A 24,547-nucleotide genomic window follows, 5' to 3' on the forward strand; every position below is an offset into this window, starting at 1 on the left:
TCCTTACTTATTCATAGTTGAACGTCTATGAATATTAAACTGTTGTAAAACAATAATCAAAATTCCTCCTAATAAAAATAACTCAGTCCCTAACAAGGACCCTGACACTCCTTTAGCCACAATGATCTGACCACAAATAGCTGAACCTAACGTCGTGCCCAGATTAGCGCCTGTAATAAACAAGCCATTGGCCAAATCAGGCGTTTGTTGCAAGGCAGTATTCATAATATACTGATTCAAATTAGCTTCCATTCCTGCCAATGTCCCCAGCAAAATAATCAAAATGATAATGACACTGATATTTTGATGATAAAAATACAGCAACAAATACGGCACTAACATTAATATTGGCAAGCCTACTAACACCTGTCGTGGCTTCACCGCCAATAATTTACCAGCAATTTCATTACCCAAAACATTAGTTAAACCATAGATTAGTAACAATACACTAATTAACCAACTGCTTAAAGAACTAGCTTGACTTAAAAAATCTGATAAATAACTATAAAAACCAAAAACACCACCATTGAGAAAAATGATAATTACTAAACTAACCAAAGTTGGTAATTTAACTAAAGTCAACATTTGTTGTTTAAAATTAAGTTTTTGTGGCATAGCAACTGGCACTAAGTAAAAAGCACTAGCACATAAAATGAGCAAATTAATTAAGCCAAAAGTTAACATCACTAACCGAAACGATCCATAACTCGCTAATAAATTGGCTAGTGGCACACCTAACACCATGCCCGCAGAGACGCCCATGAAAACTTTTGCTACATATTGTGAAGCCTGCTGTTGATCACTGGCAATGACCGTAGCAGTTGACATGGCATATGACACGAATACCGGATGTAAAAAAGCTGGTAAAACGCGGACAATTAATAACCAGGTAAAGTTCGTAATAAATGCTGACGCAAAGCAGCTGATCACAAACAGGCTAATAGCTAATAACATCACTCTTTTTTTATTAAACCGCCCTAGCAGCGCTGGTAAAAACGGCCCACTGAGCGCAATAATTAAAGCAAATAAACTTACTAATTGGCCCGCAGATGCAATGCTCACATGATACTGGTGAGCAATATTGGGTAAAATGCCCATAATCCCCATTTCTGTGTTAGTAATACTAAACGTACCTAATGCTAATACCCAAATTAAAATATTTTTTTGTTTTTGACTAAGTGGCATAGTTTTTCTCCTCAGCGTTTAAAATCACCATCAATTTTAAAATGCTGCTGGTCACCTGTCTAATGCCAATAATGGATAACCAACTATCTAATTGCGTTATAATTGCAAAATTAATATGTATAACTCGAGCTGATACTAAACTATTTAAAATAACTATTGGTTATTTTTGATCGCCGTCGTTACAATGAACTAATACTATTAATTTTTAAAGGAGAGCAGACATGACTGTCAAAGATAAGGTTGTTATTATTCTTGGTGCCTCTTCAGGTATTGGAGCCGCTACCGCTCAACTATTAGCTGCTAGTGGCGCCAAATTAGTCTTAGGGGCCCGGCGTGAACAAAGATTAAAAGAGTTGATTCAGAATTTAGATGCCCCAAGTGAGGCTTATTATCAAGTAACTGATGTCACTCATCAACAACAAGTTCAAGCCACTATTGATTTAACCTTGGAAAAATTTGGTCACATTGATGTTTTATATAATAACGCAGGCATTATGCCCCAAGGTTATCTAGCTGATCAAGAATTTGCTACCTGGCAAAAGATGATCAATACCAATATTATGGGTGTTTTAAACGGAATTGGTAGCGTTTTACCAATTATGAAACAACAACACTCCGGCTTAATAATTAGTACCGATTCTGTGGCTGGACACGTGATTTATCCCGGATCGGCAGTTTACAATAGTACTAAATATGCTGTGCGTGCCATTATGGAAGGCTTACGCCAAGAAGAATACGCTAACGGAATTCGTTCGACGATCATTTCTCCAGGAGCAGTGTCCACAGAATTAATCAATACCGTAGGTAATGAGCAAATCAAAGCTAGTCTAACCCCCACATTTAATTCTGCTGCCAGCGATGGTTTATCCCTAAGTCCCCAAGATATTGCTCAAGCGGTTAAATATGTGATTGACCAACCCGAACACGTTACCATTAATGAAATGCTAATTCGTCCAACTAAGCAAAGTGTTTAATTAAAGACTATTACTTCCTAAAGAAAAAACTCTATAATAATTGTATTATAGGGTTTTTTGTTGTTTTAATTTAACAATTTAAATATAGAAGGAATAATGATGACTCAAACCACTTCCACCGATACTGATATGGGTGACTATCTGAAGACTTTTGCCTGTACAGCAGTCATGTTACAGTCAATTTTGGCACAAGTTTTACAAACTTACTGTACCAAACCGCAACAAGTTGGCATTGGTATCACCTACGATTTAATTAAATTTACTGCTCCAGCATTTATTTTTGGTATTATTTTTTCAACCGTCAAAAATACACCGTCTCAAATTGGGCACCAATATCCGACGTATTTAAAACAACAATGGCGTGCATTATTCATCCCCAGTATTTGTTGGACTATGATTTATCTAGTATTATTTCCCAATGAACAGCAGGTTGAAAAATATCATAATTTCGCAACTGTTTTGTGGCAAATGATCAATGGCAATGCCGCACCGCATTTATGGTACAACACAATGATGCTGCAATTTATCATTTTAATGCCCGTCTTTTGGTGGTTACAAAAATTTACTCACCAAAATAAGCAGCGCTCACTTTGGGTATTAGTTATTAGCAGTTTATTGTATGGTAGCTGGCTAGTTTTTTATCAGCTAACTGTTTTTAATGGCTCACACCAACATGATTGGTACTTATTAGATCGCCTTTGCTTAAGTTTTTTTATCTATGCAGTGTTGGGCGTCTTAACTTGGAATTGGCAAAAACAGCTTGCTAAATTTTTACATAGATCATGGCCCTTATTAGTGCTACTGTTTCTTCTCATTTGGAGCTGGACTAATCGAGAATTATTAAGTTATGGCTATCCAATAGTTTTAAACAATGCGCCATATTATAAACTATCAATGACTCTCTATTGTATTGTTATCATCAGCCTCATTGCCACTTTGGCGCTTCATAATCTCCGACACCAAGCCAAAGTTTTACCTGTAATCCACTTTTTAGCACAGTACGCTTACCGCGCTTACCTAGCAAATGTTGTTTGGTTGCAAATTATTTGGCATTTATTTGGTTCGTGGCTACGTTATCACATTAATCTAGCACTAGCCATTATGATTATTTATCTATTAACTTGGTGCTTATCATTCTTGTCAGCAATCCTTTTGCACTTGCTGTGGCACAAAACAAAAACTATTTGCTTTTTCTATAAGGTCAAAATTTAATATTATATTGCACTAGTTAGTAAAAATTATTTAATTCAATAAAATCTTCACACAAATTGCAGAATAAACTTACTTGTAGTACTTGGCGCTGAATATTATTAATTGAGTTTCGAATCGTCATACTACTAGTTGATTGAATTGAAATAAATTATGACTTAATTTATGTCCATAATTGTCCCCGTACTAAGTAATTTTCTAAATTGCGTAACTAATCACCATACCATTAGATAATAATTGATTAATATACTTGTTTGATATGACAAAACCAAAAGTCTGACCTCAGCATGACTTAATTTCTAGATAGTTCATTGAGAAATATATACTACTTTAGTAAGCTAAAAAATCAATATTCAATGTTTAGCAGTCATATTTACAAAGCTAAAAATAAGCTTATACTAATAATTGTAGTAATTAACTTATCGAACAATTAGTCCAATTGTGTGCTAGCGTTTTTTTAACTGATAGAATATTAATTAATTTATGAGGTTGTACAATGAGACATCGCCGAAAAATATTTTTGAATTTACTTTTGATAATTACTTTATCAGTATTAAGTGGTTTGGAGACAATTAATTCTAGTCAAGCAGATGATAGTATTTCAAGCTTTTTATCTCCAGTAATTCCTACTCCTTCTCAAGGATTTCTAACCAAGCCAAAAGATTTTTTAAAATTCCGTTCAAAAAAAGCGCTTACTATTTCTAATTGGTCTAATAAATCTGACTTATTACGTGGTGCCAATCCAATTGCTGGTACCGAAGTCGCTAGTGCTAATTCTAACCTTGACTTTACATTAAATACTAGTGGCGGTTTTGACTCAAATAACAATCCATATGTTTCTTTGAATTGGAAAGATATGTCTAATGCAACTAATGGTGGCTATAGTGGTGGTTATCAAGTCACACGAACTACTGATGATCCGAGTAATTCTTTTGTGAATTGGGAGCCAGTTGGTACTAACTATGGTAAAAAAATTAAAATTCTCAATGTTTACCCAACTGATGGTAATCATTTAAAAGATTGGATGAACATTATTCCAAACAGACAAACTGCAACGGTTTCAAATGGTCTAATTGCTGTTACACCAGTAGCAGAAACAGATTTTAATGCCAATCCCAATCATTATTTATTTAAAGATGCTAACGATCAATATAACTATGACGGCTTATTCTTTGGTTCAGCGGATGGCGGTAAAAATGTCGATTTAAGTGTCGCTAGTGCTAATGCTACTAGTGCTTTTGGAAATACAGGTCGTTCATTGATTTTTGGTCATGATACTTTAACTGGTAACCTATCCCATTATAATAGCTTCGCTGATAAATTAGGACTAAAAATTATGCCAATGAGCTATGATGCAGGAGCAAATGACGATCGCATTGGCTCAAAAACGGTCGAATTAATGTCAGATATGCGAACAGGGTCTCTAACTTCTTATCCTAATAAACTGTTGCAGTATAACAGTACTAACAAATTTACAATTCAACCTTCTCATACCGGAGGGCAATTCTATCTTTATAATGGTGGTGCACAAAGATGGATGGATTTTGCAATGGATCCAGGACAAAATTCGTTCCACTTTTTAGGAAGTAATGCCCAGCCTGCTACTTCTGTTCACTATTTAGATAGTAATGGTAACCGCACGTCCAATCCTAACGGTGCTATCGGTGATGATAACTGGTATTTAATTACTAAAAACAATTATGCAATGACCCAAACTGGCCACACAACCGGAGCATGTTCCGTTGAAGAAGCTATGATTCTAGCTAATATGATGTATTATACTAGCACATTAAACACCACCACGCATGGCGAAGATCGAACCGTCAAAGACACTGCCGCTCCAGATGCACCAATAATTGATAATATCGCACCCACAGTTAGCGATAAAGTAACGGCTAACTGCAAAAGTACAGATAATGCTACCAATTACTATTACCGGGTCCAAGCTAAACGTGGTAGTAACAGTACTAATTCACAATGTATCAAACAACCTATTAAAAGTGACATTAAGGGTTATATTTATCAAATTGATAACAATGCTAATACGACTATTAATCCAAATAAGGATACTCAAGGTAATATCGATAGCTCTAATAACACCAATTTCATCGGTGTATCTGATCCAACATCTAAAGCTTCCATTAATAATATTAATCGTTTTTCTCATCAATATTTACACGTGGTTGCGATTGATAACGCTAATAACGTATCCGCAACTAGTTCTAAGAAAATTTCGAGTTTAATTAACAAAAGTAACAGTTATTATATTTATCAGATCTGGGATGATGCTAATCATAACGGCTTAAAGGAAGCTACTGAAAAAATTATTCCACACCAAACGGTTTCATTTTTTTATCGTAAACAAGATGGCACATATGAACCAATTTTAACAAAGATTAATTCTTGCGGAAACGAAAGCTACGGTAGTGGTTGGTTGCAGCTGAACTCTACAGTACAAGCAGGAATTGACATTGATACCGCAGCTTTCAAAGGACTAACGCCCACAGTAACTGGCGGTGACAGTTGTCTTCAAACCAGTCCACCAAAAACCATTAATGGCCAGCGCTATGTTCTTTCTGATCCTCTGAAGATTACCGATACTATTCCTAGAATCGAGATGGGGTTAACCAAACAACTAAAATTTCTAAGTTTAACTAATCTGCCAAAGATTGATTTTGGTGACAATAATAATGTTATTGGATATCAAAATACTAAGACTTTAACCAATAATAATTCTACTGATGTAGATAATGAGTTACAGATTGATGACCAACGAGGCAGTCAACCAATTCTTAATTATTCTGCCATTCCTTATGAAGTTACAGTTAAGTTATCATCATTTAAAAATAATAACACAATTGTTTTACAACAAGCCCAATTGTGTTTTCAAGAACGCAACAATCCACAATCAATCACTGTTAATCCAGATAATGCTGAGGTGTCACTTTATAATTCAGGAACTGCCATTTTAAATGGAATTAATACTCGTTACTATAATGATATTAATGGTCATTCACAAATTAAATTGACAGTACCACCTAAGAATCTCAATAACGACATTACCGCTGGTACTTATAGTGCCACATTAACCTATTCTATTAAAAATGCTCCATAAAGTTTTTGAATTGACAAAGAATCCTGCTAAATTTAGCTTTCAATTTAGTGGGATTTTTTTATACTGATTATTTGGCCACATAAAAAATCTCACTTCAATCACAAATTGAAATGAGATTAAAAATAATGATTAACCCTACACCAACTAAACGCTAATTCCAGTTTAATCTATTGATTCATATTACTTATGAGCATGAATTCTACCTTGCTCTTCGATTTCTTCCAAACTGTGACCAGCAGTTTCAGGAACGCGCAAAGTAACAAACAAGACACCTAATAAACAAATAACACCAAAAATCGCAAACACCGCTGCCTGAGGCATGGAGGCAGTCATTATTGGAAAGAGTAATCCTACTAGGAAGGAACCAATCCAATTAAACGATGAAGCCAAGCCTGAAGCACGTCCACGAATTGCAAGTGGAAAAATTTCACCGACAATAACCCAAGTTAAGGGTGCCCAAGTAAAGGAATAAAAAGCAACATAAATACATAAAAACACGACAATTAGCATGGAATTTGCATGTGGTAATAAAACATTAATCAAAGCTGGCAAGATAAACGACAAGCCCATAATTGTTCCACCTAAAATTAATAAGGAACGCCGCTTAAAATGATCAGCGATGGCTAAAAAGACTAGCGAACCAATGACTAGAATAATTCCTTGGACAATTGGCCATAGAAGTTGTGAGCTAGCAGCTTGACCCGTTGCTTTTTGAATAATTAAAGGAATGTAGTAAAAAATAGCATTAGCTCCTTGAAATTGTTGAAAAGCAGCTACCCCTACACCTGCATATACTAAATAACGATATTTAGAATCTAATAAGGTTTTCCAAGTAGTACTTTGTTGAGTTTGCTCTTCTTCTTGAACTGTTGATTGAATTTGATCCAGCTCAGATTGAACGTCTGCTGCTGGCCGAATAATTTTTAAGACTTGTTCGGCTGAATCTTTTTGACCATTTTTCACCAAAAAACGGGGCGATTCTGGCAAACGTAATACTCCCAAATACAAGATAATTGCTGGAACTGCTGCCAAACCTAACATTAATCGCCAAGCAAAATTATCCGGTAGATTTCTCAACAAATAATCCATAATATAAGAGATCAACATTCCTGAAACAATCATTGTTTGATTAATTCCAGACAAACGTCCTCGCAACCGCGCAGGCGCCATCTCAGCCATATAAGCCGGAACTAGTGCCGAAGCGGCTCCAACAGCTAAACCTAATAAGACACGCACAATAATCAAATAATATTGTCCATTATTAGGAGACAAGCCGGATAAAATTGACCCCAGCGCAAAAACCAAAGAAGAAATCAAAATCATTTTGCGGCGTCCCAACCGGTCCGACAATTGCCCCGCTAAAGCACCGCCAAAAATCGCACCAAACATCACTGCTGAGGTAATACACCCAACAATAACTGCATTATTTAAATTCCAGTCATGCTGCAAAAATGGTAAAGCCCCTGTCATGACACCAATATCATAACCAAATAAAATTCCGCCAAAAGAGCCAAAGAAATAAATAAAACCACTCGAAATTTTGGATGATGACTGCATCAAATCACCTTGTTTTCTATTGTTTTTAGATCAACAAAATTTCTCTAAATCAAAACTGCCTTAATACCATAAAGGGTAGCCAAATCTTCAACTTGTTGTGCCGTGGCGGAAAAACTAAAGACCGTATGGTGTCCACCACCATTTTGAATCCATTGTGTAGCACCATTCTTTAATCCCGCTTTGGGTGTCCACATTTGCTTAGCAACTGGTAAATGTGGTGTTTCTTTTTCTGGTTTTTGACCAGTAACTGGATAGCCAATCAACTTAAAGCCATCGCGAAAATCAGCTAAAGTAATATCAATTGCATCACCCTGCGAACCGGTGAAGACCAAACGAGCAGGATCATCTTTGCCACCAATATCCAATGGATGAACTTCCACCCGCACTTGATCGGAAGCGATTGAAGGATCAACTTCGAGCATATGCGAACCCAGAATTGCTTCATGACCCGGACGCAAATCCAAAGTGTAATCTTCCATAAAGGCCGTCTTTTGGTTATGTGTCATAATCTTAAAGACTCGAAGTAAGGCAGCTGTCTTCCAATCACCTTCACCAGCAAAACCATAACCATCTCGCATTAACAATTGGGCGGATAATCCTGGTAACTCTTCTAATCCCCATAAATCTTCAAAGTTTGAAGTAAAGGCACTGTAACCACCTTGTTCTAAGAACTTCTTTAGAGCCAAATATTGCTTTAATTGATAACGAACAGCATGCTCATAAGTCTTCTGATCATTAGCGCCGACTACTAATTGATAATCCTTTTGCAATTGTTGATATTGTTGTTCAACATCATCATCGCTGACTTCCTTCATCGCAGCTACTAAATCACCAACGCCATAATAATCAACCGTCCAACCTAATTGAATTTGCGCCTGAATTTTATCGCCTTCAGTTACCGCAACATTACGCATATTGTCACCAAAACGCGCTACCTTTAAGTTGAAGGATTCATCATATGCTACAGCCACATCTTGCCAATCAGCAATTTCTTGTTGAACTTTCTCATCCGCCCAATGTCCGTAGATAACTTTATTATGCTTTTGTAAACGTGCATTAATATAACCATATTCCCGATCGCCGTGGGCACTTTGATTCAAATTCATATAGTCAAAGTCAATGTCATCATACGGAATATAATTTAAATATTGAGTAGCAAAGTGCAATAGTGGCTTTTGTAACAACTTTGTACCCCGAATCCAATTCTTAGCTGGTGAGAAAGTATGCATCCAAGTAATCACACCAGCAACTCGGTCTTCATAATTAGCTTTTTTCATAAACTGTGTAATTTCATCAGCTGTGGTTAAAACTTCTTTGAAGACAATCGGATAAGGAAGTTTACCGCTTTCATTTAAAGCCTGCACAATTTTTTTAGCATCCACAGCCACACTCTTCAAAGTTTCTTCACCATATAAATGCTGACTGCCGGCTGCAAACCAAAATTCATATTTAGGTAATTCTAACATCTTCATCAACTCCTAATTAATTTTCCCGTACAGCATGATCATGAGAATGTTGACTATTTTGACCATAATAGGCATCTTGACCATGTTTACGATAATAATGTTTATCTAACAAATACTGTGGCACATGACTGTCATTGCGGGTCAATTGCAATGTATGATAATCTTCTTCGGCAACCACCTCCAAAACTTTGGCATTATAAACAGCTTGCTTAGCGTCAGCTCCCCAACTAAAAGGACCATGCTGACTGACTAACGCCGCAGGAATTGCTTGATAATCCAGCTTACGCTGTTTAAAGGTTTCAACAATTGCTTTTCCAGTATTACCTTCGTAATCTTCTGTAATTTCTTGTTTAGTCAGGGCTTTAGCTGCAGGTACATCACCATAAAAAGTATCGGCATGCGTGGTATTCAACGCAGGAATATCCATTTTTGCGGCTGCAAATGCCACTGCCCATGGTGAATGTGTATGAACAATGCCACCAATTTTGGGAAAAGCATTATACAAAACTGTATGTGTCGGTGTATCACTAGAAGGATTCATCTTGCCTTCCACTACTTCGCCTTTTAAATTAACAACCACTAAATCCTGCGGTGTTAAATCTTCATAGGCAACACCAGAAGGCTTAATGACAAATAAGCCTTGCTGGCGATCAATTCCTGAAACATTTCCCCAAGTAAAAGTTACTAAATCTAACTTGGGTAATTGCATATTGGCTTCATAAACTTCTTGCTTTAATTGTTCTAACATGTTCTACTCCTTTAAATTTTTGCCTGCTAAGCGTTCGACATCCAAACCGGCTTGATAATTATTTAAAAACTTTTGATAACCTTGAACTCCCAGCGGTTCAGGACTTAGAGTCATACTTTCTGGTTTAGCAAATACTTGTTGATCCAAAAAATCAGCTAGCGTTAATTGCTTGGGATTATCTGCTACATAACTAGCTAAGATTGCCATTCCCCATGGTCCACCAGCTTGTGCCGTTTGCATCGTGGTAATTGGCAGATTTAGAGCATTAGCTAACACTTGCTGAGCAATAATTGGGGTCTTAAACAAACCACCTTGAGCAATCATCACATCTAACGAAATATGTTCTTCTTGTGTTAAAATATCCATTCCTATCTTTAATGGGGCAAAAGCTGCGTATAACTGCGCCAAAATAAAATTAGCCAAGTTCAATTTAGCTGCCGGCGTCCGGACAAATAATGGGCGACCCGCAATGGTTTGTGTAATATTTTCGCCTGAAAGATAACTATAATTGACTAAACCGCCAGCATCAGCTTGCGCATGGGTGGTCATTAATAATAAACGTTCATATAATTGATCATTCGTTAAATTGACGCCTAATTGTTGCGCAAATTCGCCAAACAACGAAAGCCACGCATTAATATCAGACGAACAATTATTAATGTGCACCATTGCTACAGCTGCACCACTAGGAGTAGTAACGACATCAATGTCACGATGAACTTGCTTTAACGGCTGTTCTAACACCACCATGGAAAAAGCGGAAGTTCCTACCGAAATATTACCTGTATGTTGGCGTACACTATTGGTTGCTACCATGCCTGTTCCTGCATCACCTTCAGGAGGTGCCATCAAACTACCAGCTTGTAGCTTACCACTAGGATCTAAAAACTTGGCACCTTGCTTACTTAAAGTGCCCGCTTGTTGGCCCGCAGTCAAAACTTGTGGCAAAATATCGTCCAAATGCCACTGATATTGTTGCTTTAAAGGTAATTGTTCAAACAAAGTTAAATAATGTTTGTCATATTGAAGGTTTGTACTATCAATAGGAAACATGCCTGACGCATCGCCAACTCCTAAAACTTTTTGACCAGACAATTGCCAATGAACATAGCCAGCAAGTGTTGTCACAAACGCGATTTGGGCCACATGCGGTTCTTGATTTAACATTGCTTGATACAAATGAGCAATACTATAACGCTGTGGAATATTAAAATTGAACAATTCGGTTAATTCATCAGCCGCTTGTTGGGTAGAATTGTTCCGCCAAGTGCGAAATGGTACCAGTAATTGACCGGATTGATCAAAAGCCAAGTAACCATGCATCATGGCACTAACACCAATGGCCTTAATCTTAGTCAACGGAATATGGTATTGACTTTGAACCTGTGCTACCAATTGAGCATAACTAGTCTGAATACCAGTTTTAGCTTCTGCCAAAGAATAGGTCCAAAGATTATCAACTAATTGATTCTCCCAATCAAAACTACCTGAAGCAATCGTTTGAAACTGTTGATCAATTAGCACCGCTTTAATCCGTGTTGAGCCCAACTCAATTCCTAAGCTCACTTCACCTGTTTTTATAGCCTGCACAGTCTCCACTAACTTCATTCCTATTTGACCCCCTACTCCAACTAATTAGCACATTTTAAAATAGCGTTTTCATATCAACGGCTTTATTTTAAATCTATTATCCCGATAAATCAATAGTATTTAAATTTATCCGTACCATTTTTTGATTTTAATATTTTTTTAGCAAAGTTAAATATAGTAAAGGCTTAAAAATCAAAGCTTGATTTATACGGAATAATATACTAACGTTTAGATAGCGCTTACCGTAACGCTGTCAATAGCCAAAAACAAAAGCAAAATAAACAGTAAAGCCCGAAGACCTTACTGTTTATCAGGTGCTATTGTTGTAACAGATTGCCGCTTGATTAAGCGTGGATGGTATTGAACAGATTGGACAGTTTTCTTTTGTAGTAATTGTAATAGCATTTTACCAGCATCTTCACCCATTTGTTCTTTTTCATGCTTAACAGTTGTTAAAGCCGGATTTAAGTATTCTGACATTTGATAATCATCAAAACCCACAACTGAGTAATCTTGTGGAACTCGTAAATGTTTGGTACGCAGATAATCAATTAGCTGAATTGCTAATTCATCATTGTAACAAGCAATAGCGGTCGGTGCATGTGCTAATGCTAAATTACTATCAATGCGTTGCAAAATTTTAGTAATCTCATCTTGTGATTGATACATAATGAGATTACTTTGATAAGCAAACTGGGGGTGCTTTTGGTAAGCACGAATAAAACCTTGCATCCGTTCGACACCTTGTTGATCATCAACTTTAAATACCCCTAAAATACTACGATGTCCTAACGACAACAAATACTCTACCAATTGCTCTTCTGCGGCACTATCCGCCATAGTTAAACTGGGAAATGTCATTTCTGGATAAGTAGCATTAATAAATAATGTTGGAATATGTTGAGCCTGGATTTTTTCATATAAATCCAAATTGGCATTCGGCAAAGCACTTTGCGTTGGCTCAATAATTAGTCCTGCAACCTGTGCATCCAGCAATTTGATTAAACTTTGCCGTTCTTTGGTATAAGTATTGTGAGTATTGCCAATTAGTAGAGAATAGCCGGCTTGTGATAGAATCCGATCAATTCCAGAAATAATTCTGGGAAAAATATAATCTGCAATATGGGTGGTAATCACGCCAATCAATTTACTATCAGCACTAGTTCGCCAATTCTTTTGCCAATCTTGAACAAAGGTGCCACCACCTTGAACCTTATAAACTAAATGCTGTTGTTGTAACTCAGTCATGGCTCGACGGATAGTGTAACGTGAAACTCGAAAAGTTTGCATCAATTGCGTTTCTGTTGGCAATTTTTCATCAACCGCATATTGACCGGTTAAAATAGCAGCTTTTAATTGATCATGCACCTGCTGGTACTTATTAGTCATTATTACCACCTCTTTTTTAATCTTCATTTTTGACAATCATAGCAAATTTTGGATTGCACTAATTAATCCGTTTTATTTTAAAATAACTAGTTGTAAATCTCAATTAAATTTTTCAGGAGGTTTCCCATGTCACAAAAGCAAACAAGTTTTCAAACGACACAAACTTTATTTGATTACTATCAAGATCAACCCGTTACTAAATTTTCATTAACTAATCAAAACGGCGTCCGTTTATCAGTTTTAGACTTTGGTGCTTTAGTTTATGAAATCACTTTACCAAACGGGCAAAATCTCATTTTAAATTATCCACACACTAAAGATTACTTAGCCAATCCCTTTTATCTGGGAATGGCCATTGGACGAACAGCAGGGCGCATCAAAGATGGCCTTTTACATTTAGCAGGCCAAACGGTGCAATTACCTACTAATGAAAAGACAACCACCTTACATGGCGGTCCCCACGGTTTCAATTCTCAGTTTTGGCACGGACAAATTCAAACTAATGCTTCCGAACCCCAAATTGTTCTGCAGCATCACCAACTAAGCCAAACTGATGGTTTCCCGGGTAATTTACAAGTTCAAATCACTTATAGCTTAACCAACACCAACCGAATTAACATTAACTTTCAAGCCCACAGTGACCAACTGAGTGTGTTCAATCCGACCATGCATCTTTATTTTAACCTAGGAACCACTAATTCTATTTTAGACCATACACTTCAAATCAATAGTCAGCATGTCCTGCAATTAGATTCCCAGAAAATTCCTACTGGTCGTCTCCAACCGACTGCTCAGACTCCCTTTGACTTTCAAACACCACACTTACTCAAAACAGCCATTGCGCAATTACAAACGACTGCTGAAAAAGGCTTCGACGATCTTTTTATTGTGCAGCCAGACGCTGAACAAAAAATCGCCGAATTAACAGCCCCCAATAATCAATGTCAGATTCAATTATTTTCCCAAAGAAACGGTTTAGTTGTCTTTAGTGCCAACAGCTTTACCAAAGAGCACATGAATTTAACTCGCACTAATGGCGTAGGTATTCCCTATTTAGGATTAGCACTGGAACCCGAAACCCTACCTAGCAGCCAAAACGAGCACGTCGAAGATGCAATATTAATTCAACCCAATGAAACAAAAAATTACCAAATCGGTTATCAATTAATCTTTTAATTTTTAATTGAGTATAAACTACTAAACTACCAGTTACATTAAATTGTAACGGTAGTTTTTTAGTCAAAATGACGTGACCAAAAAATTTTTGTCAATTTAAGCGAACATATTCTGCTTGCGGTGCACCAAAAGTTGCTTAGAAATTAAATACTCACCATTTTTTAAGCTTAATCTGAAGTAAGAGCGTGTCTAATTTGAAATTGTGCAAGATCAGCATATTCTGATTGTAATTGAGCACTTACTCGTTGATAAATTGGAAAGAGCTCTTGATAAACAGCAACATGATCCTTAATTGGCCTATAAATTTTCATGGGACCAACAAACTGGGTTACCGCTGAAAAATCAGGCACCCAGCCTAATGACTTCATTGCCATAACAGCGGCTCCTAAGCATGAAGATTCAAAAGCTAACGGTACAGCAACTGGTTGATCAAAGACGTCCGCCACAATTTGACAACCTAAGTTAGATTGAACAAAGCCCCCTGTGAGAATGATTTGTTGCGAAGTAACACCGACTTCACTCACTGCCTGATAAACACTATACAAATTATAAACAATGCCTTCTAAAACTGCTCGAATCATATCAAATCGCGTATGCAAAGCATTTAAACCGACAAAAGAACCTCGTGCTTGTGCGTTCCAAAGCGGAGCTCGTTCACCATTTAAAAAAGGCAGAAATAATAAACCGTTCGCTCCCGCTGGTACTGTCGCAGCAACCTGCATTAATAGAGCATAGGAATCCAGCTTTTCGTCAGCCTTCATATCCAATAAGTTATCCCGGGCCCACTGCCAGATATTGCCACCGTTATTTACCGGACCGCCAACTACATAATGGCTCGCATCCAATAAATAACAAAATAATCGTTGCCGAGAATCAATGACGGGATGGTTAGTTAATATGCGAACCGCTCCTGAAGTCCCAATAGTCATGGCGACACTGTGTTCATCTAAGGCGCCCACTCCCAAATTAGATAACGCCCCATCAAAAGCCCCTTGCACAAAGATTACATCAGCTGGACAGCCAATAATTTGCGCATATTGTTGCTTTAAACCGGCAAACTGCGTTTCTGCAGCAACGATTGGTGGCAACTGACTTTGCTTAATCCCCGCTAAGTGTAATGCTGTTTGGTCCCATTGTTGTTGTTGAATGTTAAATAAACCAGTACAACTCGCAACAGAAAGATCAATTTGCCAAACACCACACAAACGATACAAAACATATTCTTTAATGCCGCAATAATAGCGGGCCTGCTGAAAAATTTGCGGTTGTTCTTCTTTCAACCATAAAAGTTTACATAATAAAGACATCGGATGCAGCGGCGTTCCCGTTCGTTCATAAATTTTAGTACCCTGTAAAGACGTTTTGAGTTGTTGGGCATATTTACTAGCGCGCGTGTCATTCCAGGTCATAATTCGCGTTAATGGTTGATGATATTGATCTAAAGCTATGAGACTCTGATTAGCACTTGAGAAAGCGATCGCTTTAATGTCTTGCTTATTGTTCACTGCTGCAAAAATGGTCTGTAAAACTGTCACTACTGCCTGAAAGATAATTTCAGGATCTTCTTCAGCTAAACCATTAGCTTCACGATATAAAGGATAGCCCTGATGAGCTTGACTAACTATTAGTCCTGTCCTGTCATATAAAACACCTTTAGTACTTGTAGTTCCAATATCTAACCCCACGACATAATCCATGATGATTGCTCCTTTATTTAACAATACTCCTATTTTAGTTTGACACTCCGTCTTTCAAATGCAATGACAGCAACGATTGCATTTCCTATATGCAAAGTTTAAGATACTAACCAGTAATCGTAGTAAATTATCGTTGGGGAGATTAATATGCATTTATTAACAACTTGTTTAGCTTTTGTAGGTGATTGGTTTCTGTTTATTTACCCGGTTTATCAAGCCGGCTTGGAATTACAAGATTATCGTAAATTTTTGGCAAATTACCGTGAAATTTCCATTAATGTTAAGAAAATATCGCCTTTATGGTGGTTAATTCCACCTTACAAAATTTGGTTAGAAAAAAAACGGGGCACTACTATTTTACGTCAAGCAGTTCATGATGAAAATGAATTTCATGAAGCTATGAATTTTTTAAATAAAGCTACTGCTTGGTGGTATGTAGCGTTGGCTGGTTTATTAAATAGTATCCAATCCAGTTATGAATTATGGGAATTATTTGAAATTAAATTAAATTGGATCTTTTTCTGGTTATTAATTTTACTGCTCTTCTTAGGTGGGATTATGCAAGTTTTATACCGGCTGAGTGATTGGCGCTTTCAACACATGCTTAATGTTTTTCATGCTAAAAAATAAAAAGACTAGCACCGAAGCTGGGACAAAATGTGAGCATCAATTTATTGTCCGGACTTCATGGTTCTAGTCTTTTTAAATCCATCAATTTAAGTTTTTCGACACTAACTATTACTCTTTAGGAGTTCGTAGTTTATCATTTTCATACTTTAATAAACGTTGCTCATAACCATCAATTTTTTGATCGAGTCGTTGATAAGTGGCCTGCATCCGTTGAATCTTTTGGCCCAATTCATCGCGTTGCTTGATTAAAATTTGTTTACGTTGAGGAATGGTTTGCTTCCCCTGAAAAAATAAATCAACATATTCAATGAGCGCTTTCAAGGAAATTCCCGCAGCGCGAAACTGTTTAGCCAAATAAATCCAATTAACATCTTCGGTTTGATAATCACGGTAGTGATTATTCTTTCTAGTAACTGGCGGAATAGCCCCCACTTTTTCCCAATAACGAATTGTATCAATATTGACGCCAGTTTTTTGACTGACTTGTTTTATGTTCATTTGACTAACCACCAATCATTAATATATCTAGCATAACACAAGCAACTAATGATCTAGGATGCCATTCGCTCATTATCCTCTAAAAATGCGCTTCATTAATATTCATTTGATCTAATTCATGATTAATTTGTTGCATTTCACTAGTTGATAATTCCACTTCACTTGCACCTAAGTTTTCTGCCAAACGTTTCATTTTGGTGGTACCAGGAATGGGAACAATATAATCTTTTTGCGCAATTTCCCAAGCTAAAACTATTTGCGCAGAAGTCGCATGTTTTTGTGCCGCTAATTGTTGTAACAAGTCTAAAACGACTTGATTTTGTTTCATGACTTCTGGTTTAAAGCGACTCATCGTATTTCGAAAATCACCTGCGGCATATTTTTCACCTGGTTGATACTTGCCACTTAAAAAGCCGTTGCCTAACGGACTGTAAGCCACAAAGCCAATACCTAATTGTTCACACAAAGCAAACAATTCTGTTTCTGGCTTACGATAAACCATTGAATACTGATTTTCCATGGCAGTTAAAGGTGAAACTTGATGTGCTCGCTTAATATAATCTATCGGTGCATTGGACACACCCCAATGTAAAATCTTACCTTCTTTAATTAAGTCATTCATAACTTCCGCCACTGTTTCTGGAGCAACGTTAGGATCAACACGATGTTGGTACAACAAATCAATATGGTCTGTTTGTAAGCGTTTAAGTGATTGTTCCACTTGCTGATGAATTGAGTCCGGTTGACTGTCCAAAACATTCGTTGGCTGACCATCAATGACTTTTTGTCCCGTGATGCCAAACTTCGTGGCAATGATGGCTTGATTGCGAATCGGCTTTAGAGCCGCTCCCAATAATTTTTCATTACCTGGGCCATAAACTGGCGCTGTATCAAAGAAATTACCCCCTAGCTCAACTGAACGCCGAATTAATTCGATCATTTGTTGGCGATCTGCTTGCGGACCGTAAGCATGATCCATGCCCATAATTCCCAAGCCAATTGCTGGAACGCGTAAATCTCGTCCTAAAATGCGTGTTTTCATAGTTGAAACTCCTCTTTTTATTGATTAAAATTTATAATTCATTGGCAAATACAGCTGATAAACCGCCATCAACCGTGATTTCTGTACCAGTAATAAAGGCACTTTGATCACTAGCTAAAAAGAGCACCGCTTGACTAATATCTTCAACTTGGCCTACGCGCTTTAAGGGCGTTAACTGGGCGCGGTGTTGTTGTTTAGCCTGTTCTTGTTGCGGTGAGCGTCCCAATTCTCCGGTCGCTGCTGGTGTGGGGACTACCCCTGGACTAACAGCATTAACGCGAATTTGCCGGTCTTGTAAATCAGCCGTCCAACTATGAATAAAAGAACGCACTGCAGCTTTAGAAGCGGCATATAAACTAAAATTCTGAATTCCTAAATTAGCGGTAACTGACGTATTTAAAATAATTGAAGCGCCTGTCGTCAATAATGGTAAGACGGCTTGCACTGTTAAAATCGTTCCTTTGACGTTCGTGTTTAAAACTTGATCAATTTGCTTGGAAGTCATTTTTCCTAAAGCAATATATTGACCTACACCCGCATTGGCAAAAACAATGTCTAATTGGCCCGCTTGTTCTTGAATAGTTTGCGCAACTCGTTGCATATCATCAAATACACTAACATCCGCCCGAACACAAGCACTGTTTTTACCAAGTTGTTGCACAGCTTGTTGGAGAACTGGTTCTCTTCTACCCGTAATATAAACGAAGGCTCCTGCTTCAACTAAAGCTTGTGCTGTTGCTAAACCAATGCCAGAATTACCTCCAGTCACCAACGCGACTTTATTAGCTAATAATTTGGTCATTACTTAATTGTTCTCCTCTCCTGTAGATTGTTATTGATTGTAAACCCTGAAGTTTACTTCATAGCAAGTCTTTCACATTCGATTACTAATAATTATTTTTCACGGCTTTGATTTCTTGTTAGAATGTTCTTATTACTACTAATTAAATTTCAGAAAGGACGTTTGTCACTTGTCATTAAACATTTCTACAATTAAAACTGCTTTAAATTTAATTCCCCATCCTGAAGGAGGTTACTTTAAAGAAACTCAAAGAAGCTCACAATTAATCTCCACTCCCCAGGGTCAACGCGCCTTATATACTTCGATTTTATTTTTATTAACGGCCAATAATCCTTCGCATTTGCACCGATTAAAATCCGATGAAACTTGGTACTATCATCTAGGTGATGCTTTAGATGTCCATTGCTTATTCCCTGATGGGAGTTACCAATTGCTTAAGATTGGTCCGGACATTCAACACGGCCAACAATTATCATATACAGTACCTAAAAATACGATTTTTGGTTCCAGTGTCGAGCAAGGATTCAGTTTGGTTAGTTGTGTCGTCGCTCCTGGTTATGATGAGCGAGATTTTGAATTATTTACTCAACAAGAATTAATTAAACAATATCCCCAACACGCTAACTTAATTAAAAAAATGGCCTACGAACAGTTAGATTCATAGGCCTTTTGTTTATATTATAAAGTTGTGAAATTGCATTTTGTTACAACAAGTGGTTCAACTAAATCCCCCTCTTTAATTGCTGAAGATCCGAACACAACTTGGGAAAATGATTTATCGTAAACATTTAATGATCATATTTTCCTTGTGGAGCAGGAGCATTATTATAGTTATTAACTGCTGTCACTTCAGTATAATCAAAATCTGTTTGTGGCGTGGCAAATGTTTGTACGGTATACATCAGTCCCGTCGAATCGATAGCCACACCAATACCGACTTGCGTATAAAATGGGCTCAGCATATTTTTGCGGTGACCATCATTAGTGCTGTAATACTCATGAAAGAAATCGCTAGTTGCTAAAATGGCATCTTGTTGCGGTGTAGCCTGTAGTTCATTTTGATCAAGATTTTCACCCATTAAAGCATAGGAATTTTGCGGATACACATTTTCATACCATCCATCATGGTCATCTAATTGCCCCTTAGCTGCTAAAATTTGGGCCCGCTGCATAGAAAACTGTGTTAATGCGGTATTTTCCTGTAAACTGGCTAAATTATTTAGAGATCGTAAACGATTTAACTCTTGTAGCATGGCCTCCTTAACCACACTAGCGTCAAAATCTTGTTGGGCTTCTTGGTTAGCCGTTGCCGTGGAATGAGCCTGTGAATTATCAGTCACCACGGTGATGGGCGACATATTATTAGTAGTTGCAAAGTTCACATAAACATCCTGCGCATTGAGCCAGTCGTTAGCAGCAATTTGATAGTAAGTTTGATTACGGATAGTTTTAATATGGCCTACTTTCCAATCAGAAAAATTGGCCACGGTTTGCCGTAATACTTTTTGTCCTTGGTTGTCATATAAAGCAGCTACTTTTTTCTTAGGCGTAATGACACGCGCAACATGATAGGCATACTGACTAGGAACAAAGTTATTGGTACTACTGGAACTTGGTAACCACAGATTAGGACCAATCAAATACATTTTCTGACCATTAATGACTTGAATATCACCCACGCGCCAAGAGGTCTGGGCAGCAACGGTTTTACTTAACTTATCGCCTTTACGATCAAACAATGGTGTCGTCGGTTGTTGAGTGGCAGTCGCGACTGGATAATTAAAATCAGCAGCTTGGACTGGCTGTTGGTCATGATTAAAGGCAATGATCATAAAGACCAGGCTGCTCAATAGTACTGTTAAAATCTTTTGGTGTTTCATATTAATTCTTCTTCCCAATTTAAATATTCAATCTTAATTAAGCCCATGTTTTTGGATTTAATTGATCTTGCTGCGGATTTTTTAAAGACTGTGCATAAATTTCTTTTTTGTGCTCTAAATACTGTAGCCGTTGCTTCGTTTCAACTAATTGTTCTTGGGTCTTCAGATATTGTTGTTGAATCAATTCGTAACGTTGCGGTATGGTTTGCGAACCTTGTAGACATAAATCAACATACTGTTTAACTGTCGCTACACTCAGTCCGGATTGTCTTAAATAATGGCAACCTTGTAACCAGTTTAATGAGGCTTGATCAAATAAACGTCGATTTAAATGATCACGTTGCACGGTCGGAACTAATCCCCGATCAGTGTAAAAACGGATGGTATATTCACTTAAGTTTAATTTTTTCGCGACTTGTTTAACTGTTAACAACATAGCTATTCCCCTTAATTAAAGTCTTGCATTCGTGTTACTCGAAGGTAGTAAGATAACTATACAACTAATTAAAGGAGGTTTCAAAATGACTGATATACCTAAAATTACTTTAAATAACGGTGTACAAATGCCACAGGAAGGTTTTGGGGTTTACCAAATTGCTAATGAAGCAACTCAACAAGCAGTCCTATCTGCTTTAGACATTGGCTATCGAGCAATCGACACAGCGCAAGCCTACCACAATGAGCAGGCGGTGGGCCAAGCTATTAAAGACAGTCCCATTAATCGCCAAGATCTTTTTTTAACAACTAAGGTTTGGGTTTCGAATTACGGTTATGATAAGACCAAGTCTTCCGTGGAAGAGTCATTAAACAAATTACAAACCGACTATTTAGACTTGGTATTATTACATCAAGCTTATAATGATTATTATGGTGCTTACCGCGCCCTGGAAGACTTATATCAAGCCGGTAAGATCCGGGCAATTGGCGTATCTAATTTTTACGCTGATCGTTACGTGGATTTAGTTAAATTTAATCAAGTCGTACCAGCCGTCAATCAATTGGAAACCCATGTCTTTTATCAGCGTCAGGCGGAACGACCTTATTTAAAACAACACGGTACTAAATTAGAGTCTTGGGGGCCCTTTGCTGAAGGCCGCAATAACTTCTTTCACAATGAAACTTTAATTCAAATTGGATCTAACCACCATAAAACTGCAGCGCAAGTGGCTTTACGTTATTTAACTCAAATGGGAGTCATTATTATTCCTAAATCTACCCATCCAGAACGGATGCAAGAAAACTTAGATATTTGGGACTTTGAACTAACTGCTACCGAATTCCAACAAATTCAACAACTTGACATCAATCAAAGCTTATTTTTCAATCATCGCGATCCTGAAGTGGTAGACTCCATCACGGATTTTAAACTCTAGGTACCAACTATCTGTATAGAAATTAAAAAAGCAGGACTGACTGGATCCAAGAACTGCCAATGGATTCAGAGTAGTCCTGCTTTTTTATTTTTTAACTAATTGTGCTGTTTATCATGAAACAAATGGGCTAACTGATCGACAATCAAGTCCGCAATGGCTGTTTTAGATAACAACTCCGTTGTAATCGGGGCGTGATTTTTTTGCAGCATGGTCACTTGATTGGTATCCCCGTTAAAACCCACTCCCGGTTGAGAAACATCATTAGCTACCACTAAATCTAAGTGTTTACTCTCTAATTTATGTTGCGCATTAGCCTGCAAATTCTGCGTTTCTGCCGCAAAGCCGACCGTTACTTGCTGTGGTTGTTTAATTTGAGCGACAGCTTGTAAAATATCGGAAGTTTTTTCTAATTCTAATGTCCAAGTTTGCGCGGCAGTTTTTTTAATTTTTTGTTTAGCAGTGTTAACTGGACGAAAATCAGTCACCGCCGCCGCCATCACCAGGCCATCACTTACGGGAAAATGCTTTAACACTGCTGCTTGCATTTGCGCACTGGTTTGCACTGCCACCATATCGACGCCAGCAACAGGAGCTAGTTTAGTTGGACCGCTAATTAAAGTTAACGTGGCTCCTCGTTGTCTTAAAGCTTGCGCAATCGCATAACCCATTTTACCGGATGAATCATTGGCTAAAAAGCGCACTGGATCAATCCGTTCGCGCGTACCGCCAGCTGTTACTACAATGTGTTTACCAGCTAACGCAGTTGAACGCGTTAATAAAGTTTGAATTTGAGCCATAATCTGCTCAGGTTCAGCCAGGTGTCCCTTGCCTTGATAGCCTTCTGCTAAAAAACCCACCGTGGGTTCCACTATTTGTACACCATCAGCCTGTAAGGTTTGTAAATTACGCTGAGTAGCTGGATTGAACCACATTTGATCATTCATGGCTGGTACTACCAATTTAGGTGCTTTAGTCGCTAGTAAGGTCAAACTAGCCAGATCATCTGCTAAACCGATAGCCATTTTCGCAATCAAATCTGCGCTCGCTGGGACCACTACTGCCAAGTCCGTCCATTGGGCTAATTGAACGTGTAAAACTTTATCAACCGTAGCATCAAACATATCTGTGTAAACCGGACGCTGCGCTAAAACTTGAAAACTTAATGGGGTAACAAATTTCTCCGCAGCTTTAGTTAACACTACTTGGACTTGTGCTTGTTGTTTAATCAGCAGACGGGTCAACTCTAAGGCCCGATAAGCCGCAATACTACCTGTCACAAACAATGTAATATGTTGATTTTTTAACATTGACTTTTTCCTCAATAATCTTTAAGCAATAACCTTGGCTTGTAAGCCAAATACCACAGCCATCATAATGGCTAATTCGTAATCAATACATAACTCGCTTTGCCGCCAAGCACTAATTAACGGCGCTACTGGCGGCCAAGTTTGATGGGTTCGCTGTTCAAAAAACTTTTTGGTAATTTCGATTTGTCGCGGATCTGGCCAAATATACATGAGTTCTTCAAATGGTGACATAGCTGTCGGTGCAATTTGAGCTAAAGCTTTGATCCGCTGTTGAATTACCGTTGGTAATTGACTTTTGGGACACATCAACGCTTGTTGTGGAGTTTGTTGCCAAGAAATAATCGATTGCCACAGCCGGTTTTGAGCTGCAGTTTGTGGCACAAACTTATTTTCTCGCAAGGTGACATAATGAGCAATTACTGCAACCAACACTGCGTGTTCATATTGATAACTATCAGCACTATTTTTCATTTGCCAGACAGCTTCGTCTACTTCTAACCATGGTTGGTGAAATTTGCGTTCAAAACTGGCTTTAATATCCGTAATTTGTTCTTGCTCTGGAAAAATATAAGTCATCAAAGTAAACGGCTGCAACTGTGCAAATCGTGTAAAATATTGTTTTCTTTTTTGTAATTCTAACGGTAAAGCTTGTTGTGGTGCTTGAATTTGTCCTTGATCATTAAATTGCCAATTATAGATAGCTTTATGTAAGTGTGTTTTTTGATTCAAACTAACCACCTTCTTTTCTTTAAGTTTATCCTAGGTAAAATTTTATAATCTTTTAAGATAAATAACAATCCTTTTTTACGCTGTCCAGCTGACTCAGAGCTGAGCAATTAGAACTTATTATTCATATTCAAGATAGTATTTATAACTATTTTGCAAAATCAATGAACTTTTTTTAAAAAT

The 24,547-nt window shown here is 37.6% G+C and carries 21 protein-coding genes; 7 read left to right on the plus strand and 14 right to left on the minus strand.

Annotation, left to right across the window (positions count from 1 at the left end):
* Nucleotides 1-3: 3 nt before the first annotated feature.
* Nucleotides 4-1,185, minus strand: a complete 1,182-nt coding sequence (locus AC3B6Y_RS00260; RefSeq protein ID WP_489775360.1) for an MFS transporter — start codon at nt 1,183-1,185, stop codon at nt 4-6.
* 221 nt (nt 1,186-1,406) lie between these two features.
* Between AC3B6Y_RS00260 and AC3B6Y_RS00265 the strand changes: the two genes are divergently transcribed.
* From AC3B6Y_RS00265 to AC3B6Y_RS00275, 3 genes are all read left to right on the plus strand, one after another.
* Nucleotides 1,407-2,159: an SDR family oxidoreductase gene (locus tag AC3B6Y_RS00265; protein WP_489758009.1), complete on the plus strand. Its 753-nt coding sequence runs from the start codon at nt 1,407-1,409 to the stop codon at nt 2,157-2,159.
* Between the two features lie 99 nt (nt 2,160-2,258).
* Complete coding sequence (locus AC3B6Y_RS00270; protein WP_489791113.1) at nt 2,259-3,371, plus strand: acyltransferase family protein; 1,113 nt, start codon at nt 2,259-2,261, stop codon at nt 3,369-3,371.
* Nucleotides 3,372-3,864: 493 nt separating this feature from the next.
* Nucleotides 3,865-6,483: a WxL domain-containing protein gene (locus AC3B6Y_RS00275; RefSeq protein ID WP_489791114.1), complete on the plus strand. Its 2,619-nt coding sequence runs from the start codon at nt 3,865-3,867 to the stop codon at nt 6,481-6,483.
* Nucleotides 6,484-6,663: 180 nt separating this feature from the next.
* Here the strand turns inward: AC3B6Y_RS00275 and AC3B6Y_RS00280 are convergent, their stop codons facing one another.
* The 5 genes from AC3B6Y_RS00280 to AC3B6Y_RS00300 form a co-directional block, all read right to left on the minus strand.
* Complete coding sequence (locus AC3B6Y_RS00280) at nt 6,664-8,040, minus strand: sugar porter family MFS transporter (RefSeq protein WP_489758006.1); 1,377 nt, start codon at nt 8,038-8,040, stop codon at nt 6,664-6,666.
* Between the two features lie 44 nt (nt 8,041-8,084).
* Nucleotides 8,085-9,506, minus strand: a complete 1,422-nt coding sequence (araA, locus tag AC3B6Y_RS00285) for an L-arabinose isomerase (protein WP_489791115.1) — start codon at nt 9,504-9,506, stop codon at nt 8,085-8,087.
* A gap of 16 nt (nt 9,507-9,522) precedes the next feature.
* A complete protein-coding gene (locus AC3B6Y_RS00290; RefSeq protein WP_489758004.1) occupies nt 9,523-10,254 on the minus strand; it encodes an L-ribulose-5-phosphate 4-epimerase in 732 nt (243 codons plus the stop codon).
* Between the two features lie 3 nt (nt 10,255-10,257).
* Nucleotides 10,258-11,862: a xylulokinase gene (locus AC3B6Y_RS00295; protein ID WP_489791116.1), complete on the minus strand. Its 1,605-nt coding sequence runs from the start codon at nt 11,860-11,862 to the stop codon at nt 10,258-10,260.
* Nucleotides 11,863-12,144: 282 nt separating this feature from the next.
* Nucleotides 12,145-13,233, minus strand: coding sequence for a GntR family transcriptional regulator (locus AC3B6Y_RS00300; protein WP_489758002.1), 1,089 nt, complete (start codon nt 13,231-13,233; stop codon nt 12,145-12,147).
* A 126-nt stretch (nt 13,234-13,359) separates the two neighbouring features.
* Here AC3B6Y_RS00300 and AC3B6Y_RS00305 point away from each other — a divergent pair, with 126 nt between their 5' ends.
* Nucleotides 13,360-14,409, plus strand: coding sequence for an aldose epimerase family protein (locus AC3B6Y_RS00305; RefSeq protein WP_489758001.1), 1,050 nt, complete (start codon nt 13,360-13,362; stop codon nt 14,407-14,409).
* A gap of 167 nt (nt 14,410-14,576) precedes the next feature.
* Here AC3B6Y_RS00305 and AC3B6Y_RS00310 read toward each other — a convergent pair whose 3' ends face one another.
* The gene (locus AC3B6Y_RS00310; RefSeq protein ID WP_489791117.1) at nt 14,577-16,106 is read right to left on the minus strand and encodes a gluconokinase; all 1,530 of its coding nucleotides are present in this window, start codon (nt 16,104-16,106) and stop codon (nt 14,577-14,579) included.
* Between the two features lie 147 nt (nt 16,107-16,253).
* Here AC3B6Y_RS00310 and AC3B6Y_RS00315 point away from each other — a divergent pair, with 147 nt between their 5' ends.
* Nucleotides 16,254-16,736 carry a hypothetical protein gene (locus AC3B6Y_RS00315; RefSeq protein ID WP_489757999.1) on the plus strand — a complete coding sequence of 161 codons (483 nt, stop codon included), beginning with the start codon at nt 16,254-16,256 and terminating at the stop codon, nt 16,734-16,736.
* Nucleotides 16,737-16,844: 108 nt separating this feature from the next.
* On the opposite strand, the gene AC3B6Y_RS00320 is transcribed toward AC3B6Y_RS00315, so the two are convergent.
* The 3 genes from AC3B6Y_RS00320 to AC3B6Y_RS00330 all read right to left on the minus strand — a co-directional run bounded on the left by AC3B6Y_RS00320 (nt 16,845) and on the right by AC3B6Y_RS00330 (nt 19,078).
* The gene (locus tag AC3B6Y_RS00320) at nt 16,845-17,234 is read right to left on the minus strand and encodes a MerR family transcriptional regulator (protein WP_489757998.1); all 390 of its coding nucleotides are present in this window, start codon (nt 17,232-17,234) and stop codon (nt 16,845-16,847) included.
* Nucleotides 17,235-17,313: 79 nt separating this feature from the next.
* Nucleotides 17,314-18,276 carry an aldo/keto reductase gene (locus AC3B6Y_RS00325; RefSeq protein WP_489757997.1) on the minus strand — a complete coding sequence of 321 codons (963 nt, stop codon included), beginning with the start codon at nt 18,274-18,276 and terminating at the stop codon, nt 17,314-17,316.
* 31 nt (nt 18,277-18,307) lie between these two features.
* Complete coding sequence (locus AC3B6Y_RS00330; RefSeq protein WP_489757996.1) at nt 18,308-19,078, minus strand: SDR family oxidoreductase; 771 nt, start codon at nt 19,076-19,078, stop codon at nt 18,308-18,310.
* 169 nt (nt 19,079-19,247) lie between these two features.
* Here AC3B6Y_RS00330 and AC3B6Y_RS00335 point away from each other — a divergent pair, with 169 nt between their 5' ends.
* On the plus strand, nt 19,248-19,742 hold the full coding sequence (locus AC3B6Y_RS00335; protein ID WP_489757995.1) for a cupin domain-containing protein: 495 nt from the start codon (nt 19,248-19,250) through the stop codon (nt 19,740-19,742).
* A gap of 124 nt (nt 19,743-19,866) precedes the next feature.
* Here AC3B6Y_RS00335 and AC3B6Y_RS00340 read toward each other — a convergent pair whose 3' ends face one another.
* Both AC3B6Y_RS00340 and AC3B6Y_RS00345 read right to left on the minus strand, forming a co-directional pair.
* On the minus strand, nt 19,867-20,958 hold the full coding sequence (locus AC3B6Y_RS00340) for a CAP domain-containing protein (protein ID WP_489757994.1): 1,092 nt from the start codon (nt 20,956-20,958) through the stop codon (nt 19,867-19,869).
* A gap of 37 nt (nt 20,959-20,995) precedes the next feature.
* Nucleotides 20,996-21,394: a MerR family transcriptional regulator gene (locus AC3B6Y_RS00345; protein WP_489757993.1), complete on the minus strand. Its 399-nt coding sequence runs from the start codon at nt 21,392-21,394 to the stop codon at nt 20,996-20,998.
* Between the two features lie 85 nt (nt 21,395-21,479).
* Here AC3B6Y_RS00345 and AC3B6Y_RS00350 point away from each other — a divergent pair, with 85 nt between their 5' ends.
* The gene (locus AC3B6Y_RS00350) at nt 21,480-22,331 is read left to right on the plus strand and encodes an aldo/keto reductase (protein ID WP_489769794.1); all 852 of its coding nucleotides are present in this window, start codon (nt 21,480-21,482) and stop codon (nt 22,329-22,331) included.
* Nucleotides 22,332-22,426: 95 nt separating this feature from the next.
* Here AC3B6Y_RS00350 and coaBC read toward each other — a convergent pair whose 3' ends face one another.
* Nucleotides 22,427-23,638: a bifunctional phosphopantothenoylcysteine decarboxylase/phosphopantothenate--cysteine ligase CoaBC gene (coaBC, locus tag AC3B6Y_RS00355; RefSeq protein WP_489790352.1), complete on the minus strand. Its 1,212-nt coding sequence runs from the start codon at nt 23,636-23,638 to the stop codon at nt 22,427-22,429.
* A gap of 21 nt (nt 23,639-23,659) precedes the next feature.
* Nucleotides 23,660-24,367, minus strand: coding sequence for a hypothetical protein (locus AC3B6Y_RS00360; protein WP_489790351.1), 708 nt, complete (start codon nt 24,365-24,367; stop codon nt 23,660-23,662).
* Nucleotides 24,368-24,547: the final 180 nt, after the last annotated feature.

Source organism: Bombilactobacillus sp. ESL1092, from assembly GCF_058107465.1.

Coding starts and splice junctions, on each gene's coding strand:
- AC3B6Y_RS00260 (WP_489775360.1), bottom strand. CDS start 1,185: ATGCCACTTAGTCAAAAACAAAAAAATATTTTAATTTGGGTATTAGCA.
- AC3B6Y_RS00265 (WP_489758009.1), top strand. CDS start 1,407: ATGACTGTCAAAGATAAGGTTGTTATTATTCTTGGTGCCTCTTCAGGT.
- AC3B6Y_RS00270 (WP_489791113.1), top strand. CDS start 2,259: ATGACTCAAACCACTTCCACCGATACTGATATGGGTGACTATCTGAAG.
- AC3B6Y_RS00275 (WP_489791114.1), top strand. CDS start 3,865: ATGAGACATCGCCGAAAAATATTTTTGAATTTACTTTTGATAATTACT.
- AC3B6Y_RS00280 (WP_489758006.1), bottom strand. CDS start 8,040: ATGCAGTCATCATCCAAAATTTCGAGTGGTTTTATTTATTTCTTTGGC.
- araA (WP_489791115.1), bottom strand. CDS start 9,506: ATGTTAGAATTACCTAAATATGAATTTTGGTTTGCAGCCGGCAGTCAG.
- AC3B6Y_RS00290 (WP_489758004.1), bottom strand. CDS start 10,254: ATGTTAGAACAATTAAAGCAAGAAGTTTATGAAGCCAATATGCAATTA.
- AC3B6Y_RS00295 (WP_489791116.1), bottom strand. CDS start 11,862: ATGAAGTTAGTGGAGACTGTGCAGGCTATAAAAACAGGTGAAGTGAGC.
- AC3B6Y_RS00300 (WP_489758002.1), bottom strand. CDS start 13,233: ATGACTAATAAGTACCAGCAGGTGCATGATCAATTAAAAGCTGCTATT.
- AC3B6Y_RS00305 (WP_489758001.1), top strand. CDS start 13,360: ATGTCACAAAAGCAAACAAGTTTTCAAACGACACAAACTTTATTTGAT.
- AC3B6Y_RS00310 (WP_489791117.1), bottom strand. CDS start 16,106: ATGGATTATGTCGTGGGGTTAGATATTGGAACTACAAGTACTAAAGGT.
- AC3B6Y_RS00315 (WP_489757999.1), top strand. CDS start 16,254: ATGCATTTATTAACAACTTGTTTAGCTTTTGTAGGTGATTGGTTTCTG.
- AC3B6Y_RS00320 (WP_489757998.1), bottom strand. CDS start 17,234: ATGAACATAAAACAAGTCAGTCAAAAAACTGGCGTCAATATTGATACA.
- AC3B6Y_RS00325 (WP_489757997.1), bottom strand. CDS start 18,276: ATGAAAACACGCATTTTAGGACGAGATTTACGCGTTCCAGCAATTGGC.
- AC3B6Y_RS00330 (WP_489757996.1), bottom strand. CDS start 19,078: ATGACCAAATTATTAGCTAATAAAGTCGCGTTGGTGACTGGAGGTAAT.
- AC3B6Y_RS00340 (WP_489757994.1), bottom strand. CDS start 20,958: ATGAAACACCAAAAGATTTTAACAGTACTATTGAGCAGCCTGGTCTTT.
- AC3B6Y_RS00345 (WP_489757993.1), bottom strand. CDS start 21,394: ATGTTGTTAACAGTTAAACAAGTCGCGAAAAAATTAAACTTAAGTGAA.
- AC3B6Y_RS00350 (WP_489769794.1), top strand. CDS start 21,480: ATGACTGATATACCTAAAATTACTTTAAATAACGGTGTACAAATGCCA.
- coaBC (WP_489790352.1), bottom strand. CDS start 23,638: ATGTTAAAAAATCAACATATTACATTGTTTGTGACAGGTAGTATTGCG.